The following is a 25143-nucleotide window of genomic DNA, read 5'->3' on the forward strand; positions in this document are numbered from 1 at the left end:
GGGACGGAGTCGCGGGCGCCGGGCGGCGGTGTCAGGAGCAGAACCAGCCGCCGACCGTGGCGTCGGCGCCCGCCGCGGTGTTCACGGCCTTGACGAAGAGGTAGTTGTTGCAGCCGTACATCACCGGCGGGGTGAAGACGGCCTGGTAGCCGTGGAGGTCGCCGTAGCCCGGGTAGGCCGCGCCGACGTCCGGGCGGGACCGGTCGGCCTGGAAGGGGCCGTACGTGCCGCCCGCGTACTCGATGTAGACCTGGGTGGGACCGGCGGAGTCCGGGTCGGCGGCCCAGCCGTTGACGACGATCGACCGTCCCTGGACCGACCAGGAGTCCATCGAGCCGATCGGGTCGTGCCCGACGGTGAGCGGGGAGCAGCCGATGGAGGTGTTGGCGCCGAAGCCGACGTTGAGCGCGGTGGCGCACACCGCGCCGGTGGCGGTGGGCACGACGATCACGCCGGAGAACGCCTCGCCGCCGGAGCCGTCGGCGGTCAGGGTGGCGACGGTCGCGCCGCCGACGGTGATGCGGACCCTCACCGGGCCGCCGTCCTCGTCGTGGGCCCACCCGGCGACCTTGATGCCGCCGGGCACGCGGGTCGCGGAGGCGAGCTCCCCGTACGGGTCGTTCGCGGGCTCGCCGGGGTCGGTGCACCACGCCGGCGGGGCGGGGCTGTCGCAGACCGACTGCGCCGACGCGGGCGCGGCGAGCGGCAGGACCGCGGCGGCGGTGAGGGTGGCGGCGGCGGCCAGGCGGCCGGCGAGCGTGCGGGGTCTCATGGGTGTGCTCCTCGGGAGGTGGTGTGCTCCCACTGTCGCGGCGACCGATAAACGTCCCCTCAACAACCTGTTGCCGCGCCGGCACCCGGGCCCGCGCCGTCGCCCGCGCCAGCGCCCGAGGTGGCCGGGGTCAGAGCCGCGTGGTCATGGTGGCGCCCTGGCCGGTGCGGGTGACGAGGAAGGTCGTCCTCGGCAGGCCGCCGCCGGAGGGCCGGGAGGCCTCGGCCGTGGCCGGGTCGGTGGTGGCGAAGATGCCGGTGCCCGCCGTGCCGGTGTCCCAGGTGTTCCCGTCGGAGTGCACGCCCGTGCCGAGGGTGGTGTCGCGGCCGTTGCCGACGGCGGCGTTTCCGGTGGCGGTCGCGGCGGCGTCGGGCAGGAAGAAGCCCCGCACGCCGTTGCGGTAGGCGGTGTTGCGGGTGAGCCGGATCCCGCCCGGGTTGCCCTCGTCGTTGAACCCGAGCCCGGTGTTGTCCCAGGCCGCGTTGTTGACGACGCGGTGGGCCACGGCGGCGCGGCCGTTGCCGCCGCCCAGCGTGAAGCCGTTGCCTGCGCCGCGCCAGTCGGCGACCTGCCAGCGGTTCACGCCGTTGCCGTACGACCAGTTGCTCTCGACCGTCACGGGGCTGGTGAACCCGCCCAGGTCCAGGCCGTCGGTGGCGTTGCCGTGAAAACGGCAGCCCCGGACGACGTTGCCCTGGCCGGCGCCGAAGGTGATGCCCAGTCCGATGCCCGCCCCGCCGTGCGCGGCGTCGTCGTGGTTGTGGAAGAAGTCGCTGTCGAGGACGGCGTTGGCCTCGGTGCCCGCGTCGCGCAGGACGAGCCCCGACCTGGCGTTGTCGTGGAACGACAGCCGCCGGAAGACCGTGTGGTGGCAGGAGCGGCAGACGTAGGCGTGGCTGGCGGAGCCGAGGAGTTCGAGGCCCTGCACCGTCCACCAGCCCGTCTGCTGGGTGATCGCCCAGGAGGCGGCCGGTATCCCGGAGGCGTCGAGGACGGGCTGTTCGTCACGGTAGTTGCTGAGCATGATGGGCCGCTCGGCGGTGCCGTCGGTGGTGATGGAGACCGGCCCGGTCAGCCGGTAGGTGCCGCCGCGAAGGGCGATCGTGCCGCCCGGCCGGACGGCCGACACGGCCTTGCCGAGCGTCGCGTACGGGTGCGCGAGGCTGCCGTCGCCGGAGTCGGATCCGTCCGGTGCCACGTAGAGGTCGGCCACCGTCACACCGCTGCCGCGCTGGGGTGCCGACGCCGACGGCGAGGGTCCGGCGGCCGACGGCGGGGACGGGTCGGCGGACGGTCCGGCCGCCGGTGGGGACGGGACGGCGCCCGGGGCGGTGCTCGCCGCTGCGGCCGGTGGCCCGCCGTACGGCGCGGGGCCCGTCCACGGGGCGAGCACGCAGGTCAGCGCGACGGCCGCGGCGACGGCTGCGGCGGCTCCGGCGGCGACCGGCCGGGTGGTGACGTGGCGGGCGGCCGTGCCGAGCCGTTCGAACAGCACGGAGTGGTGGCCGGCCGTCGCGGCGGCCTGGGCGCTCCACGGCACGCCGTCCAGCAGGGAGTTCGGCACCACCAGCACGCCGATGCCGGGCAGCAGCTTCTCCGGTGCGACGAGTCCGCCGCGGTGCGCACCGCACGACGCGCAGTCCCGGGTGTGGCGGGTCAGCCGCTTGCGCCACACCGGGGTGGTGCTGCCGTCCCACGCCTGGGTGACGGCGGCGAGCCCGGGGCAGCGGGGTACGGCGCCCAGGGCGCGCACCACGGTGCGGGCGGCCTCCAGCTGGGCTTTCATCCGGCGCAGGCGGACGGCGGCGTGCCCGGGGTCGAGTGCCAGGGCGGCGGCGGTCTCGGCGCGGGTGAGGCTGCCGGACACCTCCTGCCACCAGAGGGAGAGCAGCCGTCGGTCCGCCGGGTCCAGCCAGTCCGCGGCCCGGGCGAGTTCGCGCCGCTGCCCGGTGAGGACGAGTTCGGCGACGGTGCGTTCGGCGAAGTCGGTGGTGGGGTCGGGCACGTCCGCGACGTCGTAGCGGTGGGGTGTCTCCGCGACCCGGCGGCGCGCGTGCTGCTGGAGCTGCCGGTAGGCGATGGCGACGACCCAGGAGCGGAACCGGTCCGGTTCGCGCAGCGACGGCAGGCCGCGGACGGCCCGCAGCATGGTCTCCTGCACGAGGTCGTCGACGTCGGCGGTGGCCCGCAGGGCGCGGCCGACGATGTTGTAGACCAGGGGCAGGTGGAGTGCCACCAGGTGGTTCAGCGCCCGGTCGTCGCCGCTCTGCGCGGCACGGACCAGCACGGCGACGTCCTGCGCGGTGTCGTGCGGGTTGCCCGTGAGCACCGGAGATCTCCTGCCCTGCGCCTCGGCCGGGGGCGCGAGGCGACGACGCGGGGGAACCCGGGGGATGCGACACGCTGGCACCCGGGCATGGCCATGACTGCGGAGCCGCATCCTGACACGACGCCACACGACAGTAAAGCGGCGCTCCCCGATTCCGCGTCCGGACGGGCCGGGGGTGCGGCCCGGAGAGCAGCCCGCGGCAGCCGCGGCAGCCCGGTGTGCCGGCCGGGCAGAAATTCTTCGGAATTTTCTGTCATCTGCCCGGCGCCCCTCCGTCTACAAGGGGTGCCGCTGCCCGTCCGGGCGGCGGACGACCACGGTGTGCGTCCGGCCTCCGCCCCCACGGCGGCCGGGTGCGCCCGTTCCCCCACCCGAGAGGAGCACCTGTGTCCGGAACCACCACCGACCGGGTCCCCACCCAGGCGCGTCCGCGCCACGGCCTCGTCCGCCGCCGGCCGCTGACCCTGCTCGCAGCCCTGCTGCCGGCGGTCGGCGGCGTCGTGCTCGGCGTCGGCGCCCAGCACGCCGGGGCCGCCACGCTGCCCGCCGCCGGCACCTACCAGCTCGCCGTCACCAAGAGCGGCAAGTGCATCGACGTCCCCGCCGCCTCCACCGCCAACGGCGCCCTCCTCCAGCAGTGGAACTGCACCGCCAACTCCGACTGGCAGCAGTTCACCCTCACCCCCGTCAGCTCCGGCCGCTACCAACTCGTCAACGTCCACAGCAAGAAGTGCATCGACGTCCCCAACGCCTCCACCACCAGCGGCACCCAGCTCCAGCAGTGGGGCTGCGTCAGCAGCCAGACCAACCAGCTCTGGACCCTCACCCCCAGCGGCACCAACACCTTCCAGATCATCAACGCCGGCAACGGCCTCTGCATCAGCGACCAGAACGCCTCCACCACCAACGGCACCGCGATCATCCAGGAAACCTGCACCGCCAACACCAACAAGCAGTGGGCCTTCAAGCCGGTCGGCACGACCGGCCCGGCCACGGTCGCCCAGGACGGCACCGGCACGTACACGACCGTGCAGGCGGCGGTCGACGCGGTCGGCACCGGCAACGCGAGCCGGGTCGTCATCACCATCAAGCCGGGCACGTACCGGGAGAAGGTGACCGTCCCGTCGAACAAGCCGTACGTCACGCTGCAGGGCCTCGGCGGGGCGCCCGGCGACGTGGTGATCGTCAACAACCGCAACGCCGGCACGTACGGCACCTCGGGCAGTGCCACCGTCGTCGCCCAGGGGCACGACTTCACCGCGACCAACCTGACGCTGAGCAACGACTTCGACGAGAACAGCTCCGACACCGGCGACCAGGCGCTGGCGCTGTACCTCGACTCGGACCGCGCGCTCCTGAACAACGTGCGGCTGCTCGGCGACCAGGACACCTTCCTGGTCAACGAGAGCGCGCGGGTGTACGCCGTGAACTCCTACATCGAGGGCACGGTGGACTTCATCTACGGCGGCGGCGTCGCCGTCTTCGACAACTGCCGGATCTACGAGAAGCGGACCACCGGCGGCCCGATCACGGCGGCGAGCACCCCGGCGGCCCGCGCGTACGGCTTCCTGTTCTACAAGTCGGCCGTCACCGGGGCGACCGCCAACACCACCCAGCTCGGCCGGCCGTGGCGGCAGGACGCCCAGGTCGTGTACCGGGAGTCGTCGCTCTCCAACACCATCGCCACCGCGCAGCCGTGGACCAACATGTCGACCAGCACGTGGCAGAACGCCCGGTACTTCGAGTACAAGAACACCGGCGCCGGTGCCGGGACGAACAGCAACCGCCCGCAGCTCACGGACGCTCAGGCGGCGACGTACACGCCGCAGAAGTACCTGGCCGGCAGCGACGGGTGGAACCCGGTCGGCTGACGCCGCACCACCGCAGCCACACGTGCCCGACCGTCCCCCACCCACCGGAAGGATCATCATGACCAGAAGGAAGCACCGCGCACACCGGCCGCTGAGTCTGCTGGCAGCACTGCTGCTCGCCGTCTGCGGCGCCGTGTTCGGCCTCAACACCACACCCGCCGGGGCCGCCACGCTGCCCGCCGCCGGCACCTACCAACTCGCCGTCACCAAGAGCGGCAAGTGCATCGACGTCCCCGCCGCCTCCACCGCCAACGGCGCCCTCCTCCAGCAGTGGAACTGCACCGCCAACTCCGACTGGCAGCAGTTCACCCTCACCCCCGTCAGCTCCGGCCGCTACCAACTCGTCAACGTCCACAGCAAGAAGTGCATCGACGTCCCCAACGCCTCCACCACCAGCGGCACCCAGCTCCAGCAGTGGGGCTGCGTCAGCAGCCAGACCAACCAGCTCTGGACCCTCACCCCCAGCGGCACCAACACCTTCCAGATCATCAACGCCGGCAACGGCCTCTGCATCAGCGACCAGAACGCCTCCACCACCAACGGCACCGCGATCATCCAGGAAACCTGCACCGCCAACACCAACAAGCAGTGGGCCTTCAACCCCGTTGCGGGCCGCACCTGGTCCGACACGGCGGACGGCTTCGCCTCCACCGGCGGCGGCACCACCGGCGGCGCCGCGGGCAGCACCGTGACCGTCACGACCTTCGCCGACCTGGTCAGGTACGCCACCTCGGACAGCGCTTACGTGATCAAGGTCGCCGCCGCGCTCACCGTCACGCCGTACGGCCACGAGATCCCCGTGAAGTCGAACAAGACCATCGTCGGCGTCGGCACCTCGGGCCAGATCGTCAACGGCGGGTTCTTCCTCGGCACCGGCGTCCACAACGTGATCATCCGCAACCTGACCATCCGGGACACCCGGATGACCGACGACGACCCGGACGACAAGGTCTACGACTACGACGGCATCCAGATGGACACCGCCGACCACGTCTGGATCGACCACAACCGGATCGAGCGGATGAACGACGGCCTGATCGACAGCCGCAAGGACACCAGCTACCTCACCGTCTCCTGGAACGTCCTCGGCGAGGTCAACAAGGCCTTCGGCATCGGCTGGACGGACAACGTCACCGCCCGCATGACGATCCACCACAACTGGATCCACGACACCAACCAGCGCAACCCCAGCGTCGACAACGTCGCGCTGGCCCACCTCTACAACAACTACCTGCAGAACATCACCTCGTACGGCAACCTGTCGCGCGGGGCGTCGAAGACCGTCATCGAGAACAGCTACTTCGACAACGTCGCCAACCCGTACAACATCGACACCACGGCCGCCTCGCTGACACAGTCCGGCAGCATCGTGGTCAACAGCACCGGCAAGCAGGTGACGAACGGCACGACGTTCACGCCCGGCTCGTACTACAGCTACACGCTGGACGCGGCGAAGGACGTGCCGGCGCTGCTCGCCCAGTACGCCGGACCGCAGGGCGGCATCGGGGGCTGACCCGGCGGCACGGTCCCCGGTCCCGTCGGGGGACGGGCCGGAGGAGCCGACCGGGCCCGGTGATCAGCGGGCCCGGTCGGCAGCCCCGCGGGCGGCGCCCGCGCCGTCGTGTCGGCGTGGCGGCGTGGCCGCCGTGCGGTCGTGCCGCAGTGCGGTCGTGCGGTCGTGTCGGGAGGCCCGCGTGTCGGCGTACCGTCGGGCCGTCGAGAACCGGCCGCACCGCGGCGGCGTGTTGATGCTCAGCGGCACCGTCCGGGCCGTGGGTCGGGGAACGGAGCCGGGGCTGTGACGGAAGTGGCGAAGGCCGTGCAGGAGGCCGGGGCGGAGACGGGCCGTCCGGGCCTGTGGCGTCAGCGGGACTTCCTGCTGCTCTGGAGCGGCCAGACCGTCAGCGAGATGGGCTCGGCGGTCACCCAGGTGGCCCTGCCGCTGCTCGCGGTCGTCTCGCTGCGGGAGAGCACGTTCCAGGTGGGGCTGCTGACCGCGGCCACCACGCTGGCCTTCGCGGTGATCGCCCTGCCGGCCGGGGCGATGGTGGACGGCCGTGAGAAGCGCTCCGTCATGATCGTCTGCAACCTCCTGCGCCTGGTGATCATCGGCTCGGTCCCGGTGGCGGCGGCGTTCGGCGTCCTGACGATGGCGCAGCTGTACGTGGTCGCGGTGGCGGCGGGTGTGTGCTCGGTGTTCTTCGACGTCTCGTACCAGAGTTACGTGCCGTCGCTGGTGCGCAGCGACGACCTGATGAGCGCCAACGGCAAGCTCGGCACCACGCAGGCGTTCGCGGAGCTCGGGGGGCCGAGCGTGGGCGGCGGGCTGGCCTGGCTGGTCGGCGCGGCGGGCGCGATGACGGCCGACGCGGTCTCCTACGCGGTCTCGGTGCTGTCGATCCTCGGGATCAGGACGCGGGAGGAGCCGCCGTCGGCGCGGCTCGCGGAGGAGACGCTGCGGCGCCGGATCGCCGAGGGGCTGACGTTCGTCTTCGGGCACGGCATCCTGCGCAGGGTGGTGGCGTGCACGGCCACCGCGAACCTGTTCAACGGCATGACGTCGGCGCTGGCGATGGTCTTCCTCGTCCGGGTGCTGCACGTGCGTCCCGCGCTGACCGGGCTGGTGCTGGCGGGTGCGGCCGTCGGCGGGATCGTCGGGGGCGTGTTCGCGGGCCGGCTCGTGAGGAGGATCGGTTCGGCGCGGATCATCTGGGTGTCGATGCTGGTGTTCGGCGCGCCGCAGGTCGTCGCGGCGGCCGCCTGGCAGGGCTGGGGGGTGCTGCTGTTCCCGCTGGGCTGGGGCGTCGCGGGCTTCTCGGGGATGGTGTACAACGTCGCGCAGCTCAGCTACCGGCAGTCGGTGACGCCGCCGGAGCTGATGGGCCGGATGAACGCGGCCGTGCGCTGGGTCGTGTGGGGCACGCTGCCGGTCGGCGGCGTGCTCGGCGGGGTGCTCGGCACGCTGGTCGGGGTGCGGCCGGCGCTCGCCCTGTCCTTCGCCGGTGCGTGGGCGGCCGGCTGGTTCGTGTTCTTCTCCCCGCTCCGCCGCCTGCGCGACGTTCCGCCGCCCGCACCCGCACCCGCACCCGCACCCGTACCTGCGGCTCCCGGTGTCGTGCGGTGACGGTCGGCGACGACCCCCCGGGGGCGGCTCAGGGGCGGCGTCCCCAGGCCGTGATCAGCCCCGGCGACAGGTCGTCCGCGGTGCCGGAGGCGAGGGCCTCCTGCGCGGCGGCGAACTGCGCGGCGTCGACGAGCCCGGTGGCGAGCATGGCCTCACGGGAGCGGGCCCAGGTGTCCAGCCAGAACGCGGCGATCGGGCTGCCCGCGGCCAGCGGGGGCACGTGGACCTCCGCGGCGACCCCGGTCAGGCCGGCCCCGCGCAGCAGCCGCGGGTAGCCGGGCGTCCAGTCGACGTCGGTGCCGATGGAGGTGCGCAGCGCCCGCCACATGGCGCGCATGGCCAGCCGGTAGGGGGAGTCCGGGGGTGCGGCGGTGGTCAGGTCGATCGCGTCGCCGAGGACGAGGTGGCCGCCGGGCACCAGCAGGTCGCGCAGGCGCGCGATGGTGCGCTGGGGGTCGGGGAGGTGCATGAGCACGAACCGCGCGTGGATCAGGTCGAAGCGGCCCGGGTCGAAACCGGGGTCCGTGACGTCGGCGGCGAGGGTGCGCAGCGCACCGCCCGCGTGCGGCTCCAGGAAGCGGACGTCGCGGTCGACCGCTAGGACGTCGCCGGCCCCGGCCTGTCCGGCCAGCCAGCGGGCCACCGTGCCGGTGCCGGCGCCGATGTCGAGGCAGCGCGTGTCCGGTCCGACGCCGACGGCCCGTAGCCGGGCCCGGGTGACGTGGTCGTACGCGAGCGAGCCGAGGTCGATGCGGTCGCCCTCGCCGGGTTTCCACGGCTCGAAGAGGGACTCCCCGTAGCCGCCGGTCCCGTCCGGTCCGGCCGCCGTGCGGTCTGCGGGCATGGCGTCCTCCTGTCCGTCCGCCTGTCCGTGCGTCGTCCGTCCGTCCTCCGCGGCCGCTGGGTGGTGCGCGTGGTTCGGGACGGACGTTCCGAGCGTATCGACGATCCCCCGGACCGGCGCCCTCGGCTCTGTCCGGCCGATCTCGGGCTGTGGGAGGATGCCGTCCATGACGTGCATCCGAAGGGGCCGTGCCTCGTAGAACACCGGCTTCACTTCGGCCGCGGGAACACGGCCGGGGCAGACCCTGGGTGCGGTATCGCGATGTCCCAGGTCTGTGGGGAGCGGCGAACGCCGCTGTGCGCGTGCTCGAACGGGAGCGGTTGTCTCCGGGCATCGTGGCGGTGGCGCTGAGCGTGTGGTCCGTGCGCGTCCACGGCACGAGGCGCCGGTGGAGGCAGTGGGAGGCGGAGTTCACCTGCGCCTGCTGCGGCGACAGTTGGGCCCGGGACAGGCTGCAGGATGCTCTGTTCATGCTTCCGCCGAGGGCCGCCGGCGAACTCCGGGTGCAGGTCGAGCGCCTGGACGCGGTGCTCCTCGGGCGAACGCATCACGAGCCGACGGAAGACCCGGAGTCGGCGTGGTGGCGTCGCAGATGCTGACCGTACCCGTGTCGCCCACTGGTTCGCTGCTTCCTGCGTGACCGGGCGGGGGGATCCGACAGGGGCGGAGTGGCGACGTCTGGAGCCGCTCCTGCCCGCGGGCGACAACCGCTGCGCCGCCCTCAGGCCGGGTCGGCGGGCGGAGCTGCGGACGGGCGGGCTTCGACTCGCATGACCGTCTCGGCGACGTGGTCGAGGATTTCGTCGCGCAGTTCGCCGGCGAGCGGGCCGTTCTCGTAGGCGGCCTTCGCCTCGCCGCTGCGGAACACCCGGACGTGCAGCATTATCTTGCGCCCGCGGACGGGTGAATTCCGTTCGGCTGGAGGTAGCTTCGGCAGCCTTCGAGCACCGCACGGCTGCCGGGGCACGGGCCTGCGGACACACGGCGGCCGCCCGCGGCCCCGCGTCGCGCTGCCCGTCAGCACCACGGCCCACCACCACCCGGGATCGCGGCCGCCGTCGCCGTCGCTCCCGCCCTCCTGCCAGAAAGGCCCGGCCCCATGCCTGCTTCCGTCCCCCCGCGGAGAGCACTCGCCGCCGCCGTCGCCGCCGCCGCCCTGGTGCTCGCCGGCTGCGCCTCCCGTCCGGAGAGCACCGGCTCCGGCCCGCTGGTCCTGGGCTTCGTCAACGGCGCCGACACGGAGTTCCACAGGTGTCTGCAGAAGGCCGTCGAGCAGACGGCGAAGGCGGAGGGCGTGCAGGTCGTCACGGCCAACTCCGCACAGAACCCGGCGACCGAGCAGACCAACGTCGAGGACATGATCGGGCGCGAGGTGGACGCGCTGATCGTGCAGACCGTGAGCTTCGACGGCCTGGTCGGTGACATCGCCGCCGCCGAGGACGCGCACGTGCCCATCTTCCTGACCTCGGTGGTGCCCGACGACACCACGGGAATCCTCGGCGCCGCCGTGGTCGACCTGCAGAAGGTCGGTGCCCTGGACGCCGGGTGGATCGGCACCGACGCCCACGGCCGGCAGGTGCAGGTCGCCGTGATCTCGGGTTCCCCGGGGGCCGCCTCCACCCTGCTGGTCAACGGTTTCATGGCGGCGCTCCCGTCCAACGCCAGGGTCGTCGCCAACAAGCGGGCGATGTTCAACCCCGCGACCGCCCGGGAGGTGGCCGCGGACATGATCAAGGCGTACCCCGGCCTCGGGTACGCGTTCGTCGCGAACGAGGGGATGGCCCTCGCCGCCCGCACGGCGTTCGACGCCGCCGGGGCGAAGAACGTCAGGATCGTCACCGTCAACGGCACCGACGCGGGCCTCGCCGCCGTGAAGGACGGCCGGCTGTCGGCCACCGTCTCCAACTCGGCGCTGTCCACCGGGCAGTTGGCCGTGCACCAGGTGCTCGACCTGCTGGCCGGGGAGAAGACCGAACCGATCGTGCAGAGCCCGGTACTGCTGGTCACCGAGAAGAACGTCGCGCAGGCCCCGCCCTACTGCCCCTGACGGGCGGTACCGCTCCCCGCCACCGCCGAGGGGAGGCCGTCAGGTGCCCGCCGCGCCGCCGCCCGGCCGGCCGCGTCGTGTCCAGCCCGGTTCGACGGCGGCCCATTCGGCCTCCCACGCGCGGTCGGCGGCCCGCTCGATCGACCTGCGGCGGAGCATGTACGCACCCGCCACCGCGCCCGCCATGCCGGTGAGCGCGGTGAGCCCGTACACGCCGGCGGCGAACTGCATCGCGGTGTGTCCGCGCGGCGCGGAGGCCCGGACGCCGGTGTCGTCGACCCAGATCGGGACGGCCGTGCCGGCCGGGGCGCCGCCGGGCACGCCGATCGGGCCGCTCTCCCGCTGTCCGGCGGGGTACTGCCAGACGGCCTGCGCCTGGGCGGGCCGGATACTCCGGCCGGGCGTGTCGACCGCGTCGGCGACCGTGGTCGCGGTCACCCGGTGCCGGTGCAGCGCCGTCTCGGCGGCCTCGGTGCGGATGCCGTTCAGGAGCACCACGGCGACCACCACGGCGGCCGCCAGCGAACCGGCCACGGCGACGAGCACGGCCAGCCGGAGCCGACTGCGCGCCAGATCGAACCGGCGGCAGAGCGGGTTGTGTTCCAGACCGACGGCCCGCCGGACGAAGTCCAGGGCCGAGACGTGCGGCAGCGGCCGCCCTCGCGGTGCGGACGGAGCCGACATGGCGCGCCTCCTCGGCCGGGCACCCGCGCCCGCCCACCGTCGCCGGCGGGGTGCCCCTCCATTCTATTCGGGCGTGGCGGCCCCGCCCGGGCCCGGCGGCGGGACGGTGGAGAGCCGCCCCGGCCGGGCCCGCGGAGAGCCGCGCCCCGGTCGCGCGGTGTACGGCGTGCGGTTACGGCCGGTAGGTGACGTCGGCCGCGGTGTAGAGGCAGGACGTGCCGTCGGGGCCGCTGCCGGACTCCTTGGGCTCACCGCTGGTGACACCGGTGAAGCGCTGGCAGACGGTGATCTTCTTGCTGGTGTCGCCCACGATGGTGAGGCGGGTGATCTTCGCGGTGTCGCCGAGGTTGGAGTTGATGCCGACGATCTTCTTGCCGGGCACGGTGGCCATGACGTTGTCGATGACGACGTGGCGGGCGTACTGCGTCTTGCAGTTGCCGCAGGAGCGGTAGAGCTTGCCGAAGTCATCGACCCGGAAGTTCTTGATGACCATCGTGCCGGGGCCGTTGTGCTGGAAGACCTTGTCGTCGGCGCCGCGTGCGCCACCGCCGTCGATGGTCATCACCTGGGAGGCCGAGGTGCCCTTGAAGGTGGCGGCGTCCTCGCCGACGTTCTCCCACCAGACGTTCTTGAGGGTGCAGGTGCCGCCGCAGTGCACACCGTCGGCTGCCGGGTCGCCGAGCACGACGTTCTGCAGCACGGCGCCGTCGGCGAGTTCGAACAGGGCGGGCTGGCTCTCGGACTGGTCGCCGCTGCCGAGCGCGCCCTTGCCGACGTAGCGCTTGCCGCCGCCGTCGAAGACGCCCGTCACCTTCTGGGTGGCGGTCAGCGGAACGTCCACCGTCGGCGTCGGCCAGGCCGAAATCGATCCGGTCGCGGTCGCGGTGGCCGATGCGGTGGCGGTGGGCTTCGCCGTCGCCGTCGCCGTGGCGGTCGGCTTGGCGGACGTGCTCGGCGTCGCGGACGCGGTGGCCGTGGCGGTGCCGCTCGCGGTCGGTGCGGCGGTCGCGGCGGCGGCCTTGAGCGCCCAGCGCTTGGCCGGGGCGGAGTCGCAGGAGTTCTGCTGCACCGGCGTGCCGGGCGCGGCCGAACCGTCCTTGACGGCCAGGCACTTGCCGCTGCCGCCGTTGACGAGGCGGTAGCCGCCGTCGACGGCGGTGAAGGTCCACGTCTGCGCGGGTGCGCCGGTGGTGCACGCCTCCTGCTGCACCGCGGCACCCGCGCCGGTCTTTCCGTCGCGCACGGCCGCGCACTTGCCGCTGTGCGCGGCCACCAGCGTGAAGCCGCTGCCCGCGGCGGTGAGCCGCCAGGTCTGCCCCGCGCCGCCGCACGCGTGCTGGGCGAGTTGGACACCGTCCGCGCTGCTGCTCCCCGGCACGTCCAGACACAGGCCGCCGACGGCGTTGACGAGGGTGTAGGTGCCCGCGACCGGGGTGGGCGCGGCCGCGTCCGCGCTCGCCCAGATGCCGCCCGCCACGCCGGCCGCCGCCAGGGCCGCCGCACTGCCCAGGGCCACGATCCGGCCGCGCTTGGGGCGTATGGCTCGCTTGCTCACGTCTCACAGTTCCTTACCGCTGCAGGGACAGGGAGCGGGGCCGCCCGGAAATGCCGGGGCCCGCCCGAGCGCGCGGCCTGCGGGATGACGACCCGTCGGCCCCGTGCTCGTCCCCTGGTCGCCGCCCGGCGGAGGAAGGTTGCCGCGGTCGCGGAAATTTCTTTTCCCGGGCCCGGGACCGCCGTGCGGGGGCGCGCCCGGACCGACGGAAGGTCAGCCCAGCGGATCGGCCAGACCCCAGCCCCGGGCCAGCAAGGTGTCGACCTCGGCGAGTGCGGCGGCCAGCCGGGCGGCCCGGTCGCCGCGCAGTTCGCGCCAGGGTGTGCCCGAGGCGGCGAGCACCTCGCGGAACCGGCCGGTCATCCACGGCCTCAGGTGCTCGCCGTCGCGCAGGCCGTCGTCGGCGAACGCGACGTCCTCGTGCGAGGTCAGCAGGTAGAGGGCGCGGGGCGGCACGGCGGCGGCCAGCCGGTGCACCGGCCCGGTGGCCCGGCCGGTGTAGCGCTCCTGCCAGACCGTGGTGGCGAGGGTGTCGGTGTCGCACACCAGCACCGGCCCGCCGTCGCGGGCGGCGCGGTCCTCGGCCTCGTTCTGGCACCGGCCGACGGCGGTGAAGTCGGCGTCCGTCCAGTCGAGGTCGTGGACGGTGGGCGGGGGCCCGTCCGGTGCGGCCAGGCCGCGGGCCACCGCGAGCTTGGCGACCGTCAGTTCGCGGCCGTACTCGGGCACCCAGCGGGTACGGGCGTGCGGGCCGCCGCGTCCGCGCAGGGCGGCGGCGAGGTCCCGGGCGAGCGTGGTGGTGCCGGTCGACTCCGCGCCGAGCACGACGACGCGACGGGCCAGACCGCCGCGCACGGGCGGTTCGAGCTCGTCCCAGTACGCGACCGGGTCGGCCCGCACCTTGGTGCCGGAGACGGCGAACGTGTCGCGGCCGGTGTCGAGCAGCACCGGGGTGGCGCCGAAGCGGCGGGCCAGTTCGGCGCCGTACGGCTCGGAGCTGAAGGCGGCGTCGACCGGCGGGGCGGGCGGGCCCGCGGCGACGGCCTCGCGCATCAGCGCGACGTGCCCGGCCCAGGCGTCCTCGCTGTCGTAGTCGACGGGGAGGTCGTCCGCGATCCCGACGACGGCGACGTGCGGCTCGGCCGACCAGCGCTCGCGTATCCAGGCGACGCGGTCCGCGAGCGGGACGGACTCCTGCGAGGAGGCCATCACGACGACCGTCACCCGCCGGCAGGCGTCCGCGGCGGCGCGGATCAGGAAGTGGTGGCCGGAGTGCGGCGGGTAGAACTTGCCGATCACCAGGCCGTGCGCGAAGGCGCCGCTCATGCGGGCACCCCCACGGGTGCCGCCGGGCGGTCGGCGGCCGTCTCGCGCCACCAGGCACGCAGTCCGACCAGGCACATGCCCAGGAACAGCGTGTAGACGACGGCGGTCAGTTGCAGCCCCTTGGCGGCGTACAGCGGGATGTAGACGAGGTCGGCGGCGATCCAGAAGTACCAGGTCTCCACCTGCTTCGCGTTGAGCAGCCACTGCGCGGCGAGCGAGAGGGCGGTGGTGAGGGCGTCCCAGAACGGCGCGCTGTCGTGCGCCCGGGTGAGCAGCAGGGTGAGTCCGGCGGTCACCGGCACCATGAGGGCGAGCAGGACGAGCAGGGTGCGGGTCGGGGCGCGGCGGACGGGCCGGGCCGTCAGCCGGTCGCGGCCGCGTGCCCAGCGCAGCCAGCCGTGCGCGGCGAGCAGGAGGAAGACGACCTGGAGGGCGGCGTCGGCGTAGAGGCGGGCGCTCCAGAAGAGGACGAGGAAGAAGACGTTGTTGGCGATCCCGACGGGGAAGTTCCAGGCGGTGGCACGGACGCAGAGCCAGACGCAGACGGCGCCGGTGGCGAAGCCGAGGAGTTCGGCCCAGGTGACGGCGTCGTTGCCGAGCAGGAACAGCTGGTGGTTGAGCGGCTCGACGAGCCCGCTGAGTGTGTCGGCGATGGACACGTGGTCCCCCTTCGCGATTTGTGTCAGAGTGACGATAATCGGCGGAAGGGAGCGGCGCAATGGCGTTGAGCTGTGGATTTCCCGCCGCACGGCAGCTCGGGGCACGGCCGGCGGGCCGCACCCGCCCGGGCCCGACCGGCGGCGCCGCCCGCCGCGCGCCGGGGCCACCGGCCCGCGGCCGCCGCACCACTGCGGCAGACGCGGTTGTAGGCCCGAATACCGGCCGCTACGCTGCTGCGCATGAAGCAGCTGAACGTCAGGCTCGACGACGACGCCCACGAGGCGCTCGCGCAGCGCGCCGAAGCGGCGGGGATGACCCTGCCCGACTACGCCCGCTCGGTACTCGCCGAGGAGGCCGACGAACGCCGGCACCGCTTCCTGACCGCCGCCGCGCACTTCTCGCAGGCGTGGGGCCCCGCCTTCGAGGAGGAGTTCGGCCCGTACGCGGCGCGCACCACCACCCGCGCCCAGCGGGACACCGCCGCGTGATCCTCCACATCGACCGGGCCTGGCTCCTCGACATCGCCCACGAGTTCCTGCCGCACGACCCCGACGTCACCGACTACGGCTCGCTGGCCGCGGCGGTCGCCCGGCACGCCGACGCGGTCATGGAGGTGCCCGTCTACGGCGCCCCGCACCAGCGGGCCGCCGCCCTCATGCACCAGCTCGTCCGGGTGCCGGCACTCGACCACGGCAACGAGCACTTCGCGGCCGTGGTCGCCGCCTCCTACCTCGCCGCCAGCGGCGAGATCGTCACCGCGGAACCCAAGGCCGCGGTCGAGCTGGCCCGCCGCATCCGCGACGAGGCGCTCGACGTGCGCAGCACGGCCGTCGCGATCCGCGGCTGGCACCGCTGAGCCCGGGGCGCACGGCGCCCCGCGGCGGCACCGCTCTTCCCGGGCCCCGGGCGGGCGGGACCGGATCGCCGCGCCCGTCCCGCGGGTGGGGCGGTCAGTAGTCCACGGTTGCCGCTGTCCCGCTGCCGGCGTTCGGAGGCGTACACCTCGCCGCCGGTGGCGATCACGCGCAGCGCGGGCAGTCCGAGGGCCCGGGCGACGACGTCGGTGAAGGCGCGTGAGCCCTCGTCGGTGATCTCGACGCCGGGCGCACGGGCGCGCAGTCGCACGGTCACCCGGACGGAGCGAGAAGGTGCGGACCGCGTCCATGATCGTCGGGTAGCGGGTGACGATGTCGCGGTCGGCGAAGGTGAACACCGTGTCGAGGTGCATCCCGGAGCCGAGCTCGGGCATGCCCGCCACGATCACGTGCTCGGCGGCGCCCCGGGCGCGGGCTCCGCGCGGAGGGCCGGGTCAGGGCGGCAGCGGCGCCGAGGCCGTGGGGACGAGATGGAACCAGACCCACTTGCCCTCCCCCACCGCGAGGCACCCCCAGTCCTCGCTCAGCGTCCGGATCAGTGCCATGCCGCGGCCGGACTCGGCCAGCCCCTCGGCCGGCACGTGCCGCTGCACCGGACGCGCCGGCTCGGCGTCGAACACCGCGGCGAAGAGCCCGCCGGTCCGCTCGTCGCGGGCGAGCACCACCTGGAGGTGCGTACCGGAGGCGTGCTCGATGGCGTTGGCGACGGCCTCGGTGACCAGCAGGTGGCCGCGGTCCGCGAGGTCCTGGTCCTCCAGGTCCATGGCGCTCACCACGCGCCGGGCCTGCCCGGCGGCCTTGGGGTGGCGCGGCAGCGTGAGGTCCGCGGCGAAGTCGGAGCGGGGTTCGGTCATCAGCATGGGGATTCCTTCCACGGTGGCGGCGCCGCATCGACGGCGTGGCGGATGGCGGGTGCCGGGCCCGGGCCGGTGCGGCCGGGAGCCGGGAGCACGCGGGGCGGGCAGGCACGGGCGGGTGGTGCTGCCCGTGCCGCTGCCCCCACGCTACGGAGCGCCTCGCACCGGACGTATCGGCCGCGCAGCCATCGCGCACCGGCCGAAAGGACGAGTCCCGCCGTCCCCCTCCCCGCTCCCCGCTCCCCGCTCCCCGCTCCCCGGCGCCCGCTACCCGGGCTCGTGCTGCTCAGGCTCGGGCTCGTCGGGCTCGTCGGGCTCGTCCGGCAGGCCGCTCGCCCAGGCCCAGGCCGCGATCTCCACGCGGTTCCGCGCCCGGAGCTTGGCCTGGACGTTCGCGAGGTGCGACTTCACGGTGGAGAGCGACACGAAGAGGTCCGCCGCGATCTCGGCGTTCGTCCGTCCGTGCGCCAGGCGCCGCACCACGTCGCGCTCGCGCCCGGTGAGCGGCTCGGACGGCTCCCGCGGCCCGGCCCGCCGCGCCGCGGGCCGCAGCTCGCGCAGCAGCCGTACGGTGATGGCCGGGGAGATCAGGGCGTCCCCCGCGGCGGCCGCGCGGACCGCCTCGACGAGCATCGCCGCGCTGGCGTCCTTGAGCAGGAAACCGCCGGCGCCGTCACGCAGCGCGGCGGCGACGTACGCGTCCAGGTCGAAGGTGGTGACGATGACGATCCGCGGGGTGTGCCCGCGTCCCGGCGCGTTCAGCCGGCGGGTCACCTCCAGCCCGTCGACCCCGGGCATGCGGATGTCGAGGAGCAGCACGTCGGGCCGGAGGCGTTCGGCCGCCTCCAGCGCGGCGACGCCGTCGGCCACGTCGGCGAGGACCTCGATGTCGTCCTGGCTGTCGAGGATCATCCGGAAGCCGGCCCGCACCATCTCCTGGTCGTCCGCGATCACCACCGAGATCGCCATGGCCGCCGCTCCTTCCCCGCCGCCGGCGCTCCCGCAGGTCCGGCACAGGCCTCTTCATCGCAACGGACGGCCTGCCGGCCCGCAACCCCGGGCCGCGGGGGCAGGGGGTGCGGACCGGCGGTTGCGGGGCCGGTGGGCGCCCCGTCCCATGGGAGGGCCGGTCCGTGCGCGACCGGGCGCGGACCGGGACGGAGGAGGGCCACGATGACGCCGTGGAGACGCCCGCGGGCCGGGGCCGCCGCCCGGACCGCCGCCGCCGCGCTGCTGGTGACCCTGGTCAGTCTGGAGGGGGCGCTGCTGGCCGGCCAGCCGACCGGGCCGCACGTGCTCGTGTGGGTCTGCGGCGTCCTGGTGTGCTGCTGCGCGATCCCCCTCGCCCGGGTGCCGCTGACCGTACGGGCCGGCGCGGCCGCGGCGCTGTCGTGGTCGGTGACGCTGACCCTGCTGCTGTGGGACCCGCCGCTGTCGGTGTGGGGCGCGGGCGAGGCCGCCGCGCTGCTGGTGCTGCTGGCCGAGGTGCTGCGCGCGGCCCCGCCCCGCACCGCGGCGCTGCTGGGTGCGGCCCTGGGGGCCGGTGCGGTGGGCGTACCGCTGCGCGACGAGGACCCCGGACCGTTCACGCTGGTCTTCGCCGTCCTGACGGCGGCGGTCACCGCCGCGTGCCTGCTGCTGCGCGCGCAGGACGGCAAGCGGCTGCGTGACCTGGCCGCCGTGCGCGAGGCGGAGCGCAGGGAGCTGGCGAGGGAACTGCACGACCTCGTCGCGCACCACGTCACCGGCATCGCGGTGCAGGCGCGGGCCGCACGGTTCGTGAGCGCCGACGCCGGGCAGGCGCAGGCCGCGCTGGCCGGGATCGAGGCCGCGGCCGACCGGGCCCTGGCCTCGATGCGGCGGCTGGTGGGGCTGCTGCGCGAGCAGGGCGCGCCGACCGCGCCCGTCGCGGGGCTGGCCGAGGTGCGGGCGCTGGCGGACGCGTTCGCACGCACCGGCCCGCCCGTCCGGCTGCGGATCTCGCCCGACCTGCCGGATCCGCTCTCCCCCGAGCTCGCGGCGGCGGTGCACCGCATCGTCCGGGAGTCCCTGACCAACGTGCGCAAGCACGCGGCCGGAGCGACCTCGGTGTCCGTGGCCGTGGAGGCCCGCGCGGGTGCGCTGGAGGTCACCGTGACCGACGACGGCGCGGACGCGGCGGCGCCTCCGACGGAGGCCGGTGCCGGCGGCGGCTTCGGCCTGGTCGGTCTCGCCGAACGCGCGACCGTCCTCGGTGGCACCCTCACGGCCGGTCCCCTTCCGGAGGGCGGCTGGCAGGTCACCGCGCGTCTGCCACCGGCCGCCTGACCGGGCCGGGCCCCGCGCTGCTCCGGGTCCCGGGCCGGACGGCGGGTGGTGCCGGGCCGGACGGCGAGTGGTGCCGGGCCCCGCGCTGCTCCGGGTCCCGGGCCGGACGGCGAGTGGTGCCGGGCCCCGCGCTGCTCCGGGTCCCGGGCCGGACGGCGAGTGGTGCCGGGCCGCGCGGTTCAGATCCGGCGGGACGCCGGCGAGAAGAGTCCGACGAGGGCCACGGCCGCCACGGCCATGCCGAGGCCGGCGGCGAAGACCACGACCGCCAGGGAGACAACCGCCACGAGCACCATGGATCCGACCTCCTGTCGCCGGCGCCGACCGAGTGGCAGGCGTCCCGTTCGGGTCGCCGTCTGCCCGCGCCGGTGCGGGCCACACGCAGCGGGTGGCCCGCGCCCGGGCCGCGCACGCGGGGGGCGTCCCTGCGCCGTCCCCGTCCGCCCCGCCCGACCGGGCTGAAACGAACATCGCCGTAGACAACTTGTCACAGACCGATCAAATCTGACGTTTCGTCACCTCGGCTGCGCGGGGCGTACCCCGGGCGGCCCCATTGCGCCGGAGCGACCTGGCCGACCACGCGCCCGCGCGGCGCGGACGGCGGTGAGGCCCCGACCGAACCCGGCCCCCCGGGGCCCGGGACCAGGCCCGGAAGGCATCGCGCGGCTGGTCACCGGTCGCGCCCGGGGTGCGCGGAGTCCCCCGGAGCACCGCGCACGAACAGGGCGTGACGGCACCGCACACGTGCGCCCGGGCCGCGCCCTGCCCGGTGGACGACGGCCGAACCTAGCGTTCACCTCGGCGGAAACCGGACCGGCCCGGAGCACGAACGGCCGGCGGCCCGCCCACGGACCCACCCCTACGGCCACGTTGCGGGGCTCCACCGCCCCCGGGGAACGCGCCGCCGGCCCGGCACCCCAGCACCCGCCCACCTCGGACACACCTGCCTGCACGGCGCCGGACGTCTCCGGTGCCGGCGCCGCGATGCGCCGGGCACGGCACCCGATCCGCCACCCCACGCGACCTCTGGAGGGTCCTGATGGACATGCGATACGAGGCGTACTCCTACGCCGACAAGCTGTTCTACGACTCGCCGGTGCGATGGGCCGCCCTGGAGGAGTTCTCCGCGGCGGGAGAACCGGTGCCGCCCGGATGGGTGCGCAACGTCCGCGAGGTGTGGGTGGGCTTCCATCCGGCCGCCGAGACCCTGCCCGACCAGGGCTGGAAGATCCACGTCTCCGCGTGCCTGGACAACGCCGAGCACATCCTCGCCGTCGTACGGGACCACTGCCTCGGACAGCGGGTCGCGTTCAAGTTCCTGCGCAGCCCCGCGCTGGTGCAGACCCAGAACGCCAAGTACGCGTCACGGGGTTCGAGCGGCAAGTTCATGACGCTCTACCCGCGCGACGACGCGGCGCTGGAGCAGTGCCTGCACGACCTCGACGCGGCACTCGACGGCGCACCCGGCCCGTACATCCTGAGCGATCTGCGCTGGCGGAACGGGCCGTTGTACCTGCGCTACGGCGGTTTCACGGAACAGTTCTGCCGTTCGGAGACCGGGGAGCTCGTGCTGGCCTTCCGGGAGCCTTCGGGCCGGCTCCGCCCCGACGTGCGCCGCGCCGTGTTCGAGGTGCCGGACTGGGCCCCCGTGCCGGACGTCCTGCGCGAGGCGCTCGCCGGATCCGCCACCACCAGCACCGACGCCTTCCCGTACACCGTCGAACGCGCCCTGCACTTCTCCAACGGTGGCGGCATCTACCTCGGCCGACCGTCGGGCGGCGGCCCGCAGGTGGTGCTGAAGGAGGCCAGGCCGCACGCCGGCCTCGACCAGCGCGGCGAGGACGCCGTGCTGCGCCTGGGCCGCGAGCACGACGTGCTCCGGCACCTGGAGGGGGTGGACGCCGTACCGGCGGCCCTCGGCCATCTCACCGCCTGGGAGCACCACTTCCTCGTGCAGGAGTACGTCGAGGGCGAGCCGCTGCACCGCTGGTTCGGGCGGAACTACCCCCTGATCCACCCCGATCCCGCGCCCGGGACGGTGGCGGCCTACCGCGAGGACGCGCTGCGCATCATCGACGGCGTGGAGCAGGGACTGCGGGCGATCCACGCGCGGGGCATCGTCTTCGGCGACCTCCACCCGCGCAACCTGATCGTCCGGCCGGACGGCAGGGTCGCCTTCGTCGACTTCGAACTCGCCTCCCCCGTCGACCGGTTCGTCCGCCCCGCGCTCGGCGCGGCCGGGTTCGCGGCGCCGCCCGAGCTCACCGGCACCGCCGTCGACACCTACGCGCTGGCCGCACTGCGGCTCTGGATCTTCCTCCCCCTGCTGCCGCTCTCCGCGCTCGCCCCCGGCAAGGCGGAGGCGCTGGCCGCGGCAGCCGAGGAGCGGTTCGGCCTGCCCTCCGGGGCGCTGCGGCCGGGCGGAACCCCGGCGGCGGGCCCGTCCGCGCCGCCGTCCGAGCCGCCGTCAGCGACACGGGCGTCAGCGCCGACCGCAGCACCGTTCGCGGAGCCGTTCGCGGAGCTGCTCGACGGTGACCCGACCGGCTGGCCGGACCTGCGCGCGGAGCTCGCCGCGGCCGTCGCCGCGAGCGCCTCACCGGAACGCACCGACCGCCTCTTCCCCGGCGACCCGGGGCAGTTCACCCACGACGGGCTCGGCCTGGCGTACGGCGCGGCCGGGGTGCTGTGGGCCCTCCACGCCACGGGTGCGGCGGTCGACGAGGAGCACGTGCAGTGGCTGCTGGACGCGGTCGCCCGCGAACCCTGCCGACCCGGCCTGTTCATCGGCGGGCACGGCGTCGCGTACGTCCTGGACCTCCTCGGACGGCGACCCGAGGCGATGAACCTGCTCGACCGCCTCCTCAAGGACGACCCGGAGGGCCACGGCCCCGACCTCGCGGGCGGCCTCGCCGGGATCGGGCTGACCCTGCACCACTTCGCCCGGGCCACCGGCGACCACGCCCTGCACCTCGCCGCCCTCGACGCGGCCGAGCGGGCCGCGGCGAAACTCGGGCTGACGGCGGGCGGCACCCCGGCGGCCGCCCCGGGCGCCCGCGCGGGCCTGCTCCACGGCGCCTCGGGGACCGCCCTGCTCCTCCTCCACCTGCACGGGACCACGAGCGACGACGGACTGCTCGACCTCGCCGGTCAGGCCCTCGCCCGGGACCTCACCCGCTGCGTGACCGCCGAGGACGGCACCCTGCAGGTGGACGACGGCACCCGGGTGCTGCCGTACCTGGAGTCCGGCAGCGCCGGCATCGGCGCGGTGCTCCACGCCTACCTGCGGCACCGGCCCGACGCGCAGGCCGCGGAGCGGCTCGCGGGCATCCGGGGCGCCGCCGAGCCCGAGTTCATCGTCCAGTCCGGCCTGTTCAACGGACGGGCCGGTCTGATCGCGCTGCTCCGACTGCTGCAGGGTGACACCGCGGCACACGCCGACCCGATCCGCCGCCACGTCCGCCGGCTGGCCTGGCACGCCGTCCCGTACGAGGGCCGCCTCGCCTTCCCAGGGGAGCAGCTGCTGCGGCTCTCGATGGACCTCGCGACCGGCTCCGCCGGGCTGATGGCCGCGCTCGGGTACGCCTTCGCCGGCACCGACCCGCTGCCGTTCTGGCCCGGCCCGGCGACCGCGCCGCCCGACCGCCGTCCCTGACCCCTCCACCCGCCGGCCCCGCGCCGGCGGCCCCACCGCGGCGGGAGGACCCGCCGCCCACGAGTTCCGGCAGACCGCCGGGAGCACGGTTCCACGACCCGATGGGAGTTCACCATGTCGATCCTGAGCCTGCAGGCGCTCGAGACGCCCGAGGAGACCACCGAGTACCAGTCGGTCCTCAGCTCGCTGAGCGCCGTCAACTGCACCAACAGCACGGTCAGCACGCTGCTCTGCCTCTGAGCGGCAGCGGGTCCGCCGGTCGGCGCGCCGACGGCTGACCCCTCGTAGGAACCGGCCCGGGCGGCAGCGACCGCCCGGGCCGGCCTGCACGTCCGCCACCCGCACGCCCGCCCGCCTGTCCGCCTGTCCGCCCGTCCTGCCGCCCACGGCGCCCGTGCGCGGCCCGCCGACGTATCCGGAGGACCGCATGGCCGCAGGACGCCACGCTCCCGGTGCCGGGCCCCGGCCTGACCCTGGAACCGACACCCACACCCACACCCATACCGGCACCGGCACCGGCATTGGCACGACCGCGCGGCCGGCCGCGGACCGGCGCCGCCTGCTGCTGCACGGCCGCCGCTGGTCCGCAGTGCTCGCCCTCGCGGTGGCCGGGAGCACCACGGCCACCCTCCTCCTCCCCGCGGCCCTCGCCGGCGCCGTCGACCGGGCCCTCTCCGGCCACGGCGCGGCGGCCGCCGCCCCGCTGCTCGCCGTCCTCGCCCTCCTGGCAGGCGCCGAGTGCGCGGGCCAGTACGCCGGGCCGCGCGCCACGGCCGACGCCACCGCGCACCTGCGTGCGGCCATGGTGCGCCGGGTCGTCGCGGCCGGCGCCCACCCCGCTCACCGGCTGCCCGCGGGCGACCTGGTGGCGCGCCTGACCGGCAGTGCGCCGGAGGCGGCTCTCGCCGCACCGGCCGTGGTCTGGTCGGCGGCCCAGCTGCTGATGGCGGTCGGCGCCGTCGCCGCCCTGGCGCTGCTCGCGGTGCCGCTCGCGCTGGCCTTCCTGGTGAGCGCTCCGGCCGCGCACTTCCTCGTCCGTGGTCACCTGCGGCGCACCGCACGCCTCGGCGAGGGGTACCAGCGGGCGCAGGCGGCGGTCGCGGCGGGCCTGGTGGACGCGCTGAGCGGGGCCCGCAGCATCGCCGCGTCCGGCACGGCCGACCGGGAGATCGAGCGGGTGCTGCGGCCCGTCCCGGAGCTGTCGCGGCACGGCCGCGCGCTGTGGGAGAGCCAGCGGCGCGTCGCCTGGGCCACGGCCCTGCTCGCCCCCGCCACCCAGCTGGCCGTCCTCGCGACCGCCGGAGCGGAGCTCACCGCGGGCCGCCTCACCGTGGGCGGGCTGCTCGCCGCCCTCGGCTACACCGGCATCGGCCTCAGCGGCTTCGGGACGGCGCAGAGCCTCCTCGACCTCTCCCGGGCGCGCGCCGGGGCCGCCCGGGTGCGGGACGTGCTGGAGGCCCCGGTGCCCGCGGCGGGCACCCGTCCGCTGCCGGACGGCGACGGCCGCCTCGACCTGCGCGGCATCGTGGTGCGACGGTCCGGTGCCGCCGTCCTCGACGGGCTCGCCCTCACCGTGCCCGGCGGCGCGTGGGTGGCGGTGGTGGGGGTCTCCGGCTCGGGCACCTCCCTGCTGGCCGCCCTGGCCGGCGGCCTGCTCACCCCCGATGAGGGCGAGGTGCTGCTCGACGGCGTCCCGCTCCGGGAGATCCGCCCCGAGGCCCTGCGGACCGCCGTCGCCCACGGCTTCCCGGACCCCGTGCTGCCGGGCCGCACCGTCGAGGACGCGATCGGGCTCGGCCCGGTCCCCGTGTCCGGCGGGGTGGTGCGGCGGGCGGCGGAGGCCGCGCAGGCCGACGCCTTCGTCCGCCGCCTCCCGGCCGGCTACGGGACGGCCGTACCGCTCGTCCCGCTGTCCGGCGGGGAGCGCCAGCGCCTCGGCCTGGCCCGCGCGTTCGCCCGGCAGGCGCGGCTCCTCGTGCTCGACGATGCCACCTCCAGCCTCGACACGGCCACCGAGACCGCCGTCCTGCGCGCCGTCGCGGACGGGCGCGCCGGGCACACCCGGCTCACGGTGACCCGCCGCGCCTCGACGGCGGCCCGCGCGGACGCCGTCGCCTGGCTGCACGAGGGACGCATCCGCGCTCTGGCCCCGCACAGGGAGCTGTGGCCGGACCCGGCCTACCGGCGCCTCTTCGGCGGCCCGGCCGACACGGACGCCGCCCCCTGACGTCCGGGCA

General features: G+C 75.1%; 20 protein-coding genes and 1 pseudogene. 10 read left to right on the top strand and 11 right to left on the bottom strand.

Going from position 1 to position 25143, the window contains the following annotated elements; genetic code table 11:
- Positions 1-31: 31 nt before the first annotated feature.
- Both OG335_RS00915 and OG335_RS00920 read right to left on the bottom strand, forming a co-directional pair.
- Positions 32-772, bottom strand: coding sequence for a hypothetical protein (locus OG335_RS00915; RefSeq protein WP_405009001.1), 741 nt, complete (start codon positions 770-772; stop codon positions 32-34).
- 130 nt (positions 773-902) lie between these two features.
- Complete coding sequence (locus OG335_RS00920; protein WP_405009002.1) at positions 903-3101, bottom strand: sigma-70 family RNA polymerase sigma factor; 2199 nt, start codon at positions 3099-3101, stop codon at positions 903-905.
- Between the two features lie 386 nt (positions 3102-3487).
- Here OG335_RS00920 and OG335_RS00925 point away from each other — a divergent pair, with 386 nt between their 5' ends.
- The 3 genes from OG335_RS00925 (at position 3488) to OG335_RS00935 (ending at position 8096) form a co-directional block, all read left to right on the top strand.
- On the top strand, positions 3488-4972 hold the full coding sequence (locus tag OG335_RS00925; RefSeq protein ID WP_405009003.1) for a pectinesterase family protein: 1485 nt from the start codon (positions 3488-3490) through the stop codon (positions 4970-4972).
- Between the two features lie 58 nt (positions 4973-5030).
- On the top strand, positions 5031-6485 hold the full coding sequence (locus OG335_RS00930) for an RICIN domain-containing protein (protein ID WP_405009004.1): 1455 nt from the start codon (positions 5031-5033) through the stop codon (positions 6483-6485).
- Positions 6486-6770: 285 nt separating this feature from the next.
- Complete coding sequence (locus OG335_RS00935; RefSeq protein ID WP_405009005.1) at positions 6771-8096, top strand: MFS transporter; 1326 nt, start codon at positions 6771-6773, stop codon at positions 8094-8096.
- A 28-nt stretch (positions 8097-8124) separates the two neighbouring features.
- Here OG335_RS00935 and OG335_RS00940 read toward each other — a convergent pair whose 3' ends face one another.
- Complete coding sequence (locus OG335_RS00940) at positions 8125-8940, bottom strand: class I SAM-dependent methyltransferase (protein ID WP_405009006.1); 816 nt, start codon at positions 8938-8940, stop codon at positions 8125-8127.
- A 721-nt stretch (positions 8941-9661) separates the two neighbouring features.
- Positions 9662-9823, bottom strand: coding sequence for a hypothetical protein (locus OG335_RS00945; protein WP_405009007.1), 162 nt, complete (start codon positions 9821-9823; stop codon positions 9662-9664).
- Positions 9824-10039: 216 nt separating this feature from the next.
- Between OG335_RS00945 and OG335_RS00950 the strand changes: the two genes are divergently transcribed.
- Complete coding sequence (locus tag OG335_RS00950; RefSeq protein WP_405009008.1) at positions 10040-10987, top strand: sugar ABC transporter substrate-binding protein; 948 nt, start codon at positions 10040-10042, stop codon at positions 10985-10987.
- 39 nt (positions 10988-11026) lie between these two features.
- On the opposite strand, the gene OG335_RS00955 is transcribed toward OG335_RS00950, so the two are convergent.
- The 4 genes from OG335_RS00955 to pnuC form a co-directional block, all read right to left on the bottom strand.
- Complete coding sequence (locus tag OG335_RS00955) at positions 11027-11671, bottom strand: hypothetical protein (RefSeq protein WP_405009009.1); 645 nt, start codon at positions 11669-11671, stop codon at positions 11027-11029.
- A 172-nt stretch (positions 11672-11843) separates the two neighbouring features.
- Positions 11844-13226 (bottom strand): pectate lyase, encoded by a 1383-nt coding sequence (locus OG335_RS00960; protein ID WP_405009010.1) that lies wholly within the window; start codon positions 13224-13226, stop codon positions 11844-11846.
- A gap of 213 nt (positions 13227-13439) precedes the next feature.
- Positions 13440-14552, bottom strand: coding sequence for an AAA family ATPase (locus tag OG335_RS00965; protein WP_405009011.1), 1113 nt, complete (start codon positions 14550-14552; stop codon positions 13440-13442).
- Positions 14549-15211 (bottom strand): nicotinamide riboside transporter PnuC, encoded by a 663-nt coding sequence (pnuC, locus tag OG335_RS00970; protein ID WP_405009012.1) that lies wholly within the window; start codon positions 15209-15211, stop codon positions 14549-14551. Before pnuC ends, OG335_RS00965 begins: the two co-directional genes overlap by 4 nt.
- Positions 15212-15451: 240 nt before the next feature.
- On the opposite strand from pnuC, the gene OG335_RS00975 reads away from it, so the two are divergent.
- A complete protein-coding gene (locus OG335_RS00975) occupies positions 15452-15700 on the top strand; it encodes a hypothetical protein (protein ID WP_405009013.1) in 249 nt (82 codons plus the stop codon).
- The gene (locus tag OG335_RS00980) at positions 15697-16068 is read left to right on the top strand and encodes a fic family toxin-antitoxin system, toxin component (RefSeq protein WP_405009014.1); all 372 of its coding nucleotides are present in this window, start codon (positions 15697-15699) and stop codon (positions 16066-16068) included. The genes OG335_RS00975 and OG335_RS00980 overlap by 4 nt, the downstream gene beginning before the upstream one ends.
- Before the next feature lie 86 nt (positions 16069-16154).
- Here the strand turns inward: OG335_RS00980 and OG335_RS00985 are convergent.
- From OG335_RS00985 to OG335_RS00995, 3 genes and pseudogenes are all read right to left on the bottom strand, one after another.
- Positions 16155-16497 (bottom strand): annotated as a pseudogene (locus OG335_RS00985) (arginine deiminase family protein); the annotation flags it as partial.
- A gap of 24 nt (positions 16498-16521) precedes the next feature.
- The gene (locus OG335_RS00990) at positions 16522-16947 is read right to left on the bottom strand and encodes an ATP-binding protein (RefSeq protein WP_405009015.1); all 426 of its coding nucleotides are present in this window, start codon (positions 16945-16947) and stop codon (positions 16522-16524) included.
- A gap of 264 nt (positions 16948-17211) precedes the next feature.
- Entirely contained in the window at positions 17212-17913 is a 702-nt protein-coding gene (locus OG335_RS00995; RefSeq protein WP_405009016.1) for a response regulator, read from the bottom strand.
- A gap of 204 nt (positions 17914-18117) precedes the next feature.
- Between OG335_RS00995 and OG335_RS01000 the strand changes: the two genes are divergently transcribed.
- From OG335_RS01000 to OG335_RS01015, 4 genes are all read left to right on the top strand, one after another.
- The gene (locus OG335_RS01000) at positions 18118-19251 is read left to right on the top strand and encodes a sensor histidine kinase (RefSeq protein ID WP_405009017.1); all 1134 of its coding nucleotides are present in this window, start codon (positions 18118-18120) and stop codon (positions 19249-19251) included.
- A 1039-nt stretch (positions 19252-20290) separates the two neighbouring features.
- On the top strand, positions 20291-22906 hold the full coding sequence (gene lanKC / locus OG335_RS01005) for a class III lanthionine synthetase LanKC (protein WP_405009018.1): 2616 nt from the start codon (positions 20291-20293) through the stop codon (positions 22904-22906).
- Positions 22907-23020: 114 nt separating this feature from the next.
- Positions 23021-23146 (top strand): SapB/AmfS family lanthipeptide, encoded by a 126-nt coding sequence (locus OG335_RS01010; protein ID WP_100886905.1) that lies wholly within the window; start codon positions 23021-23023, stop codon positions 23144-23146.
- A gap of 187 nt (positions 23147-23333) precedes the next feature.
- A complete protein-coding gene (locus OG335_RS01015; RefSeq protein WP_405009019.1) occupies positions 23334-25133 on the top strand; it encodes an ATP-binding cassette domain-containing protein in 1800 nt (599 codons plus the stop codon).
- Positions 25134-25143: the final 10 nt, after the last annotated feature.

The organism is Kitasatospora sp. NBC_01539, assembly GCF_045040525.1.
Classification (GTDB): Bacteria; Actinomycetota; Actinomycetes; order Streptomycetales; family Streptomycetaceae; genus Kitasatospora.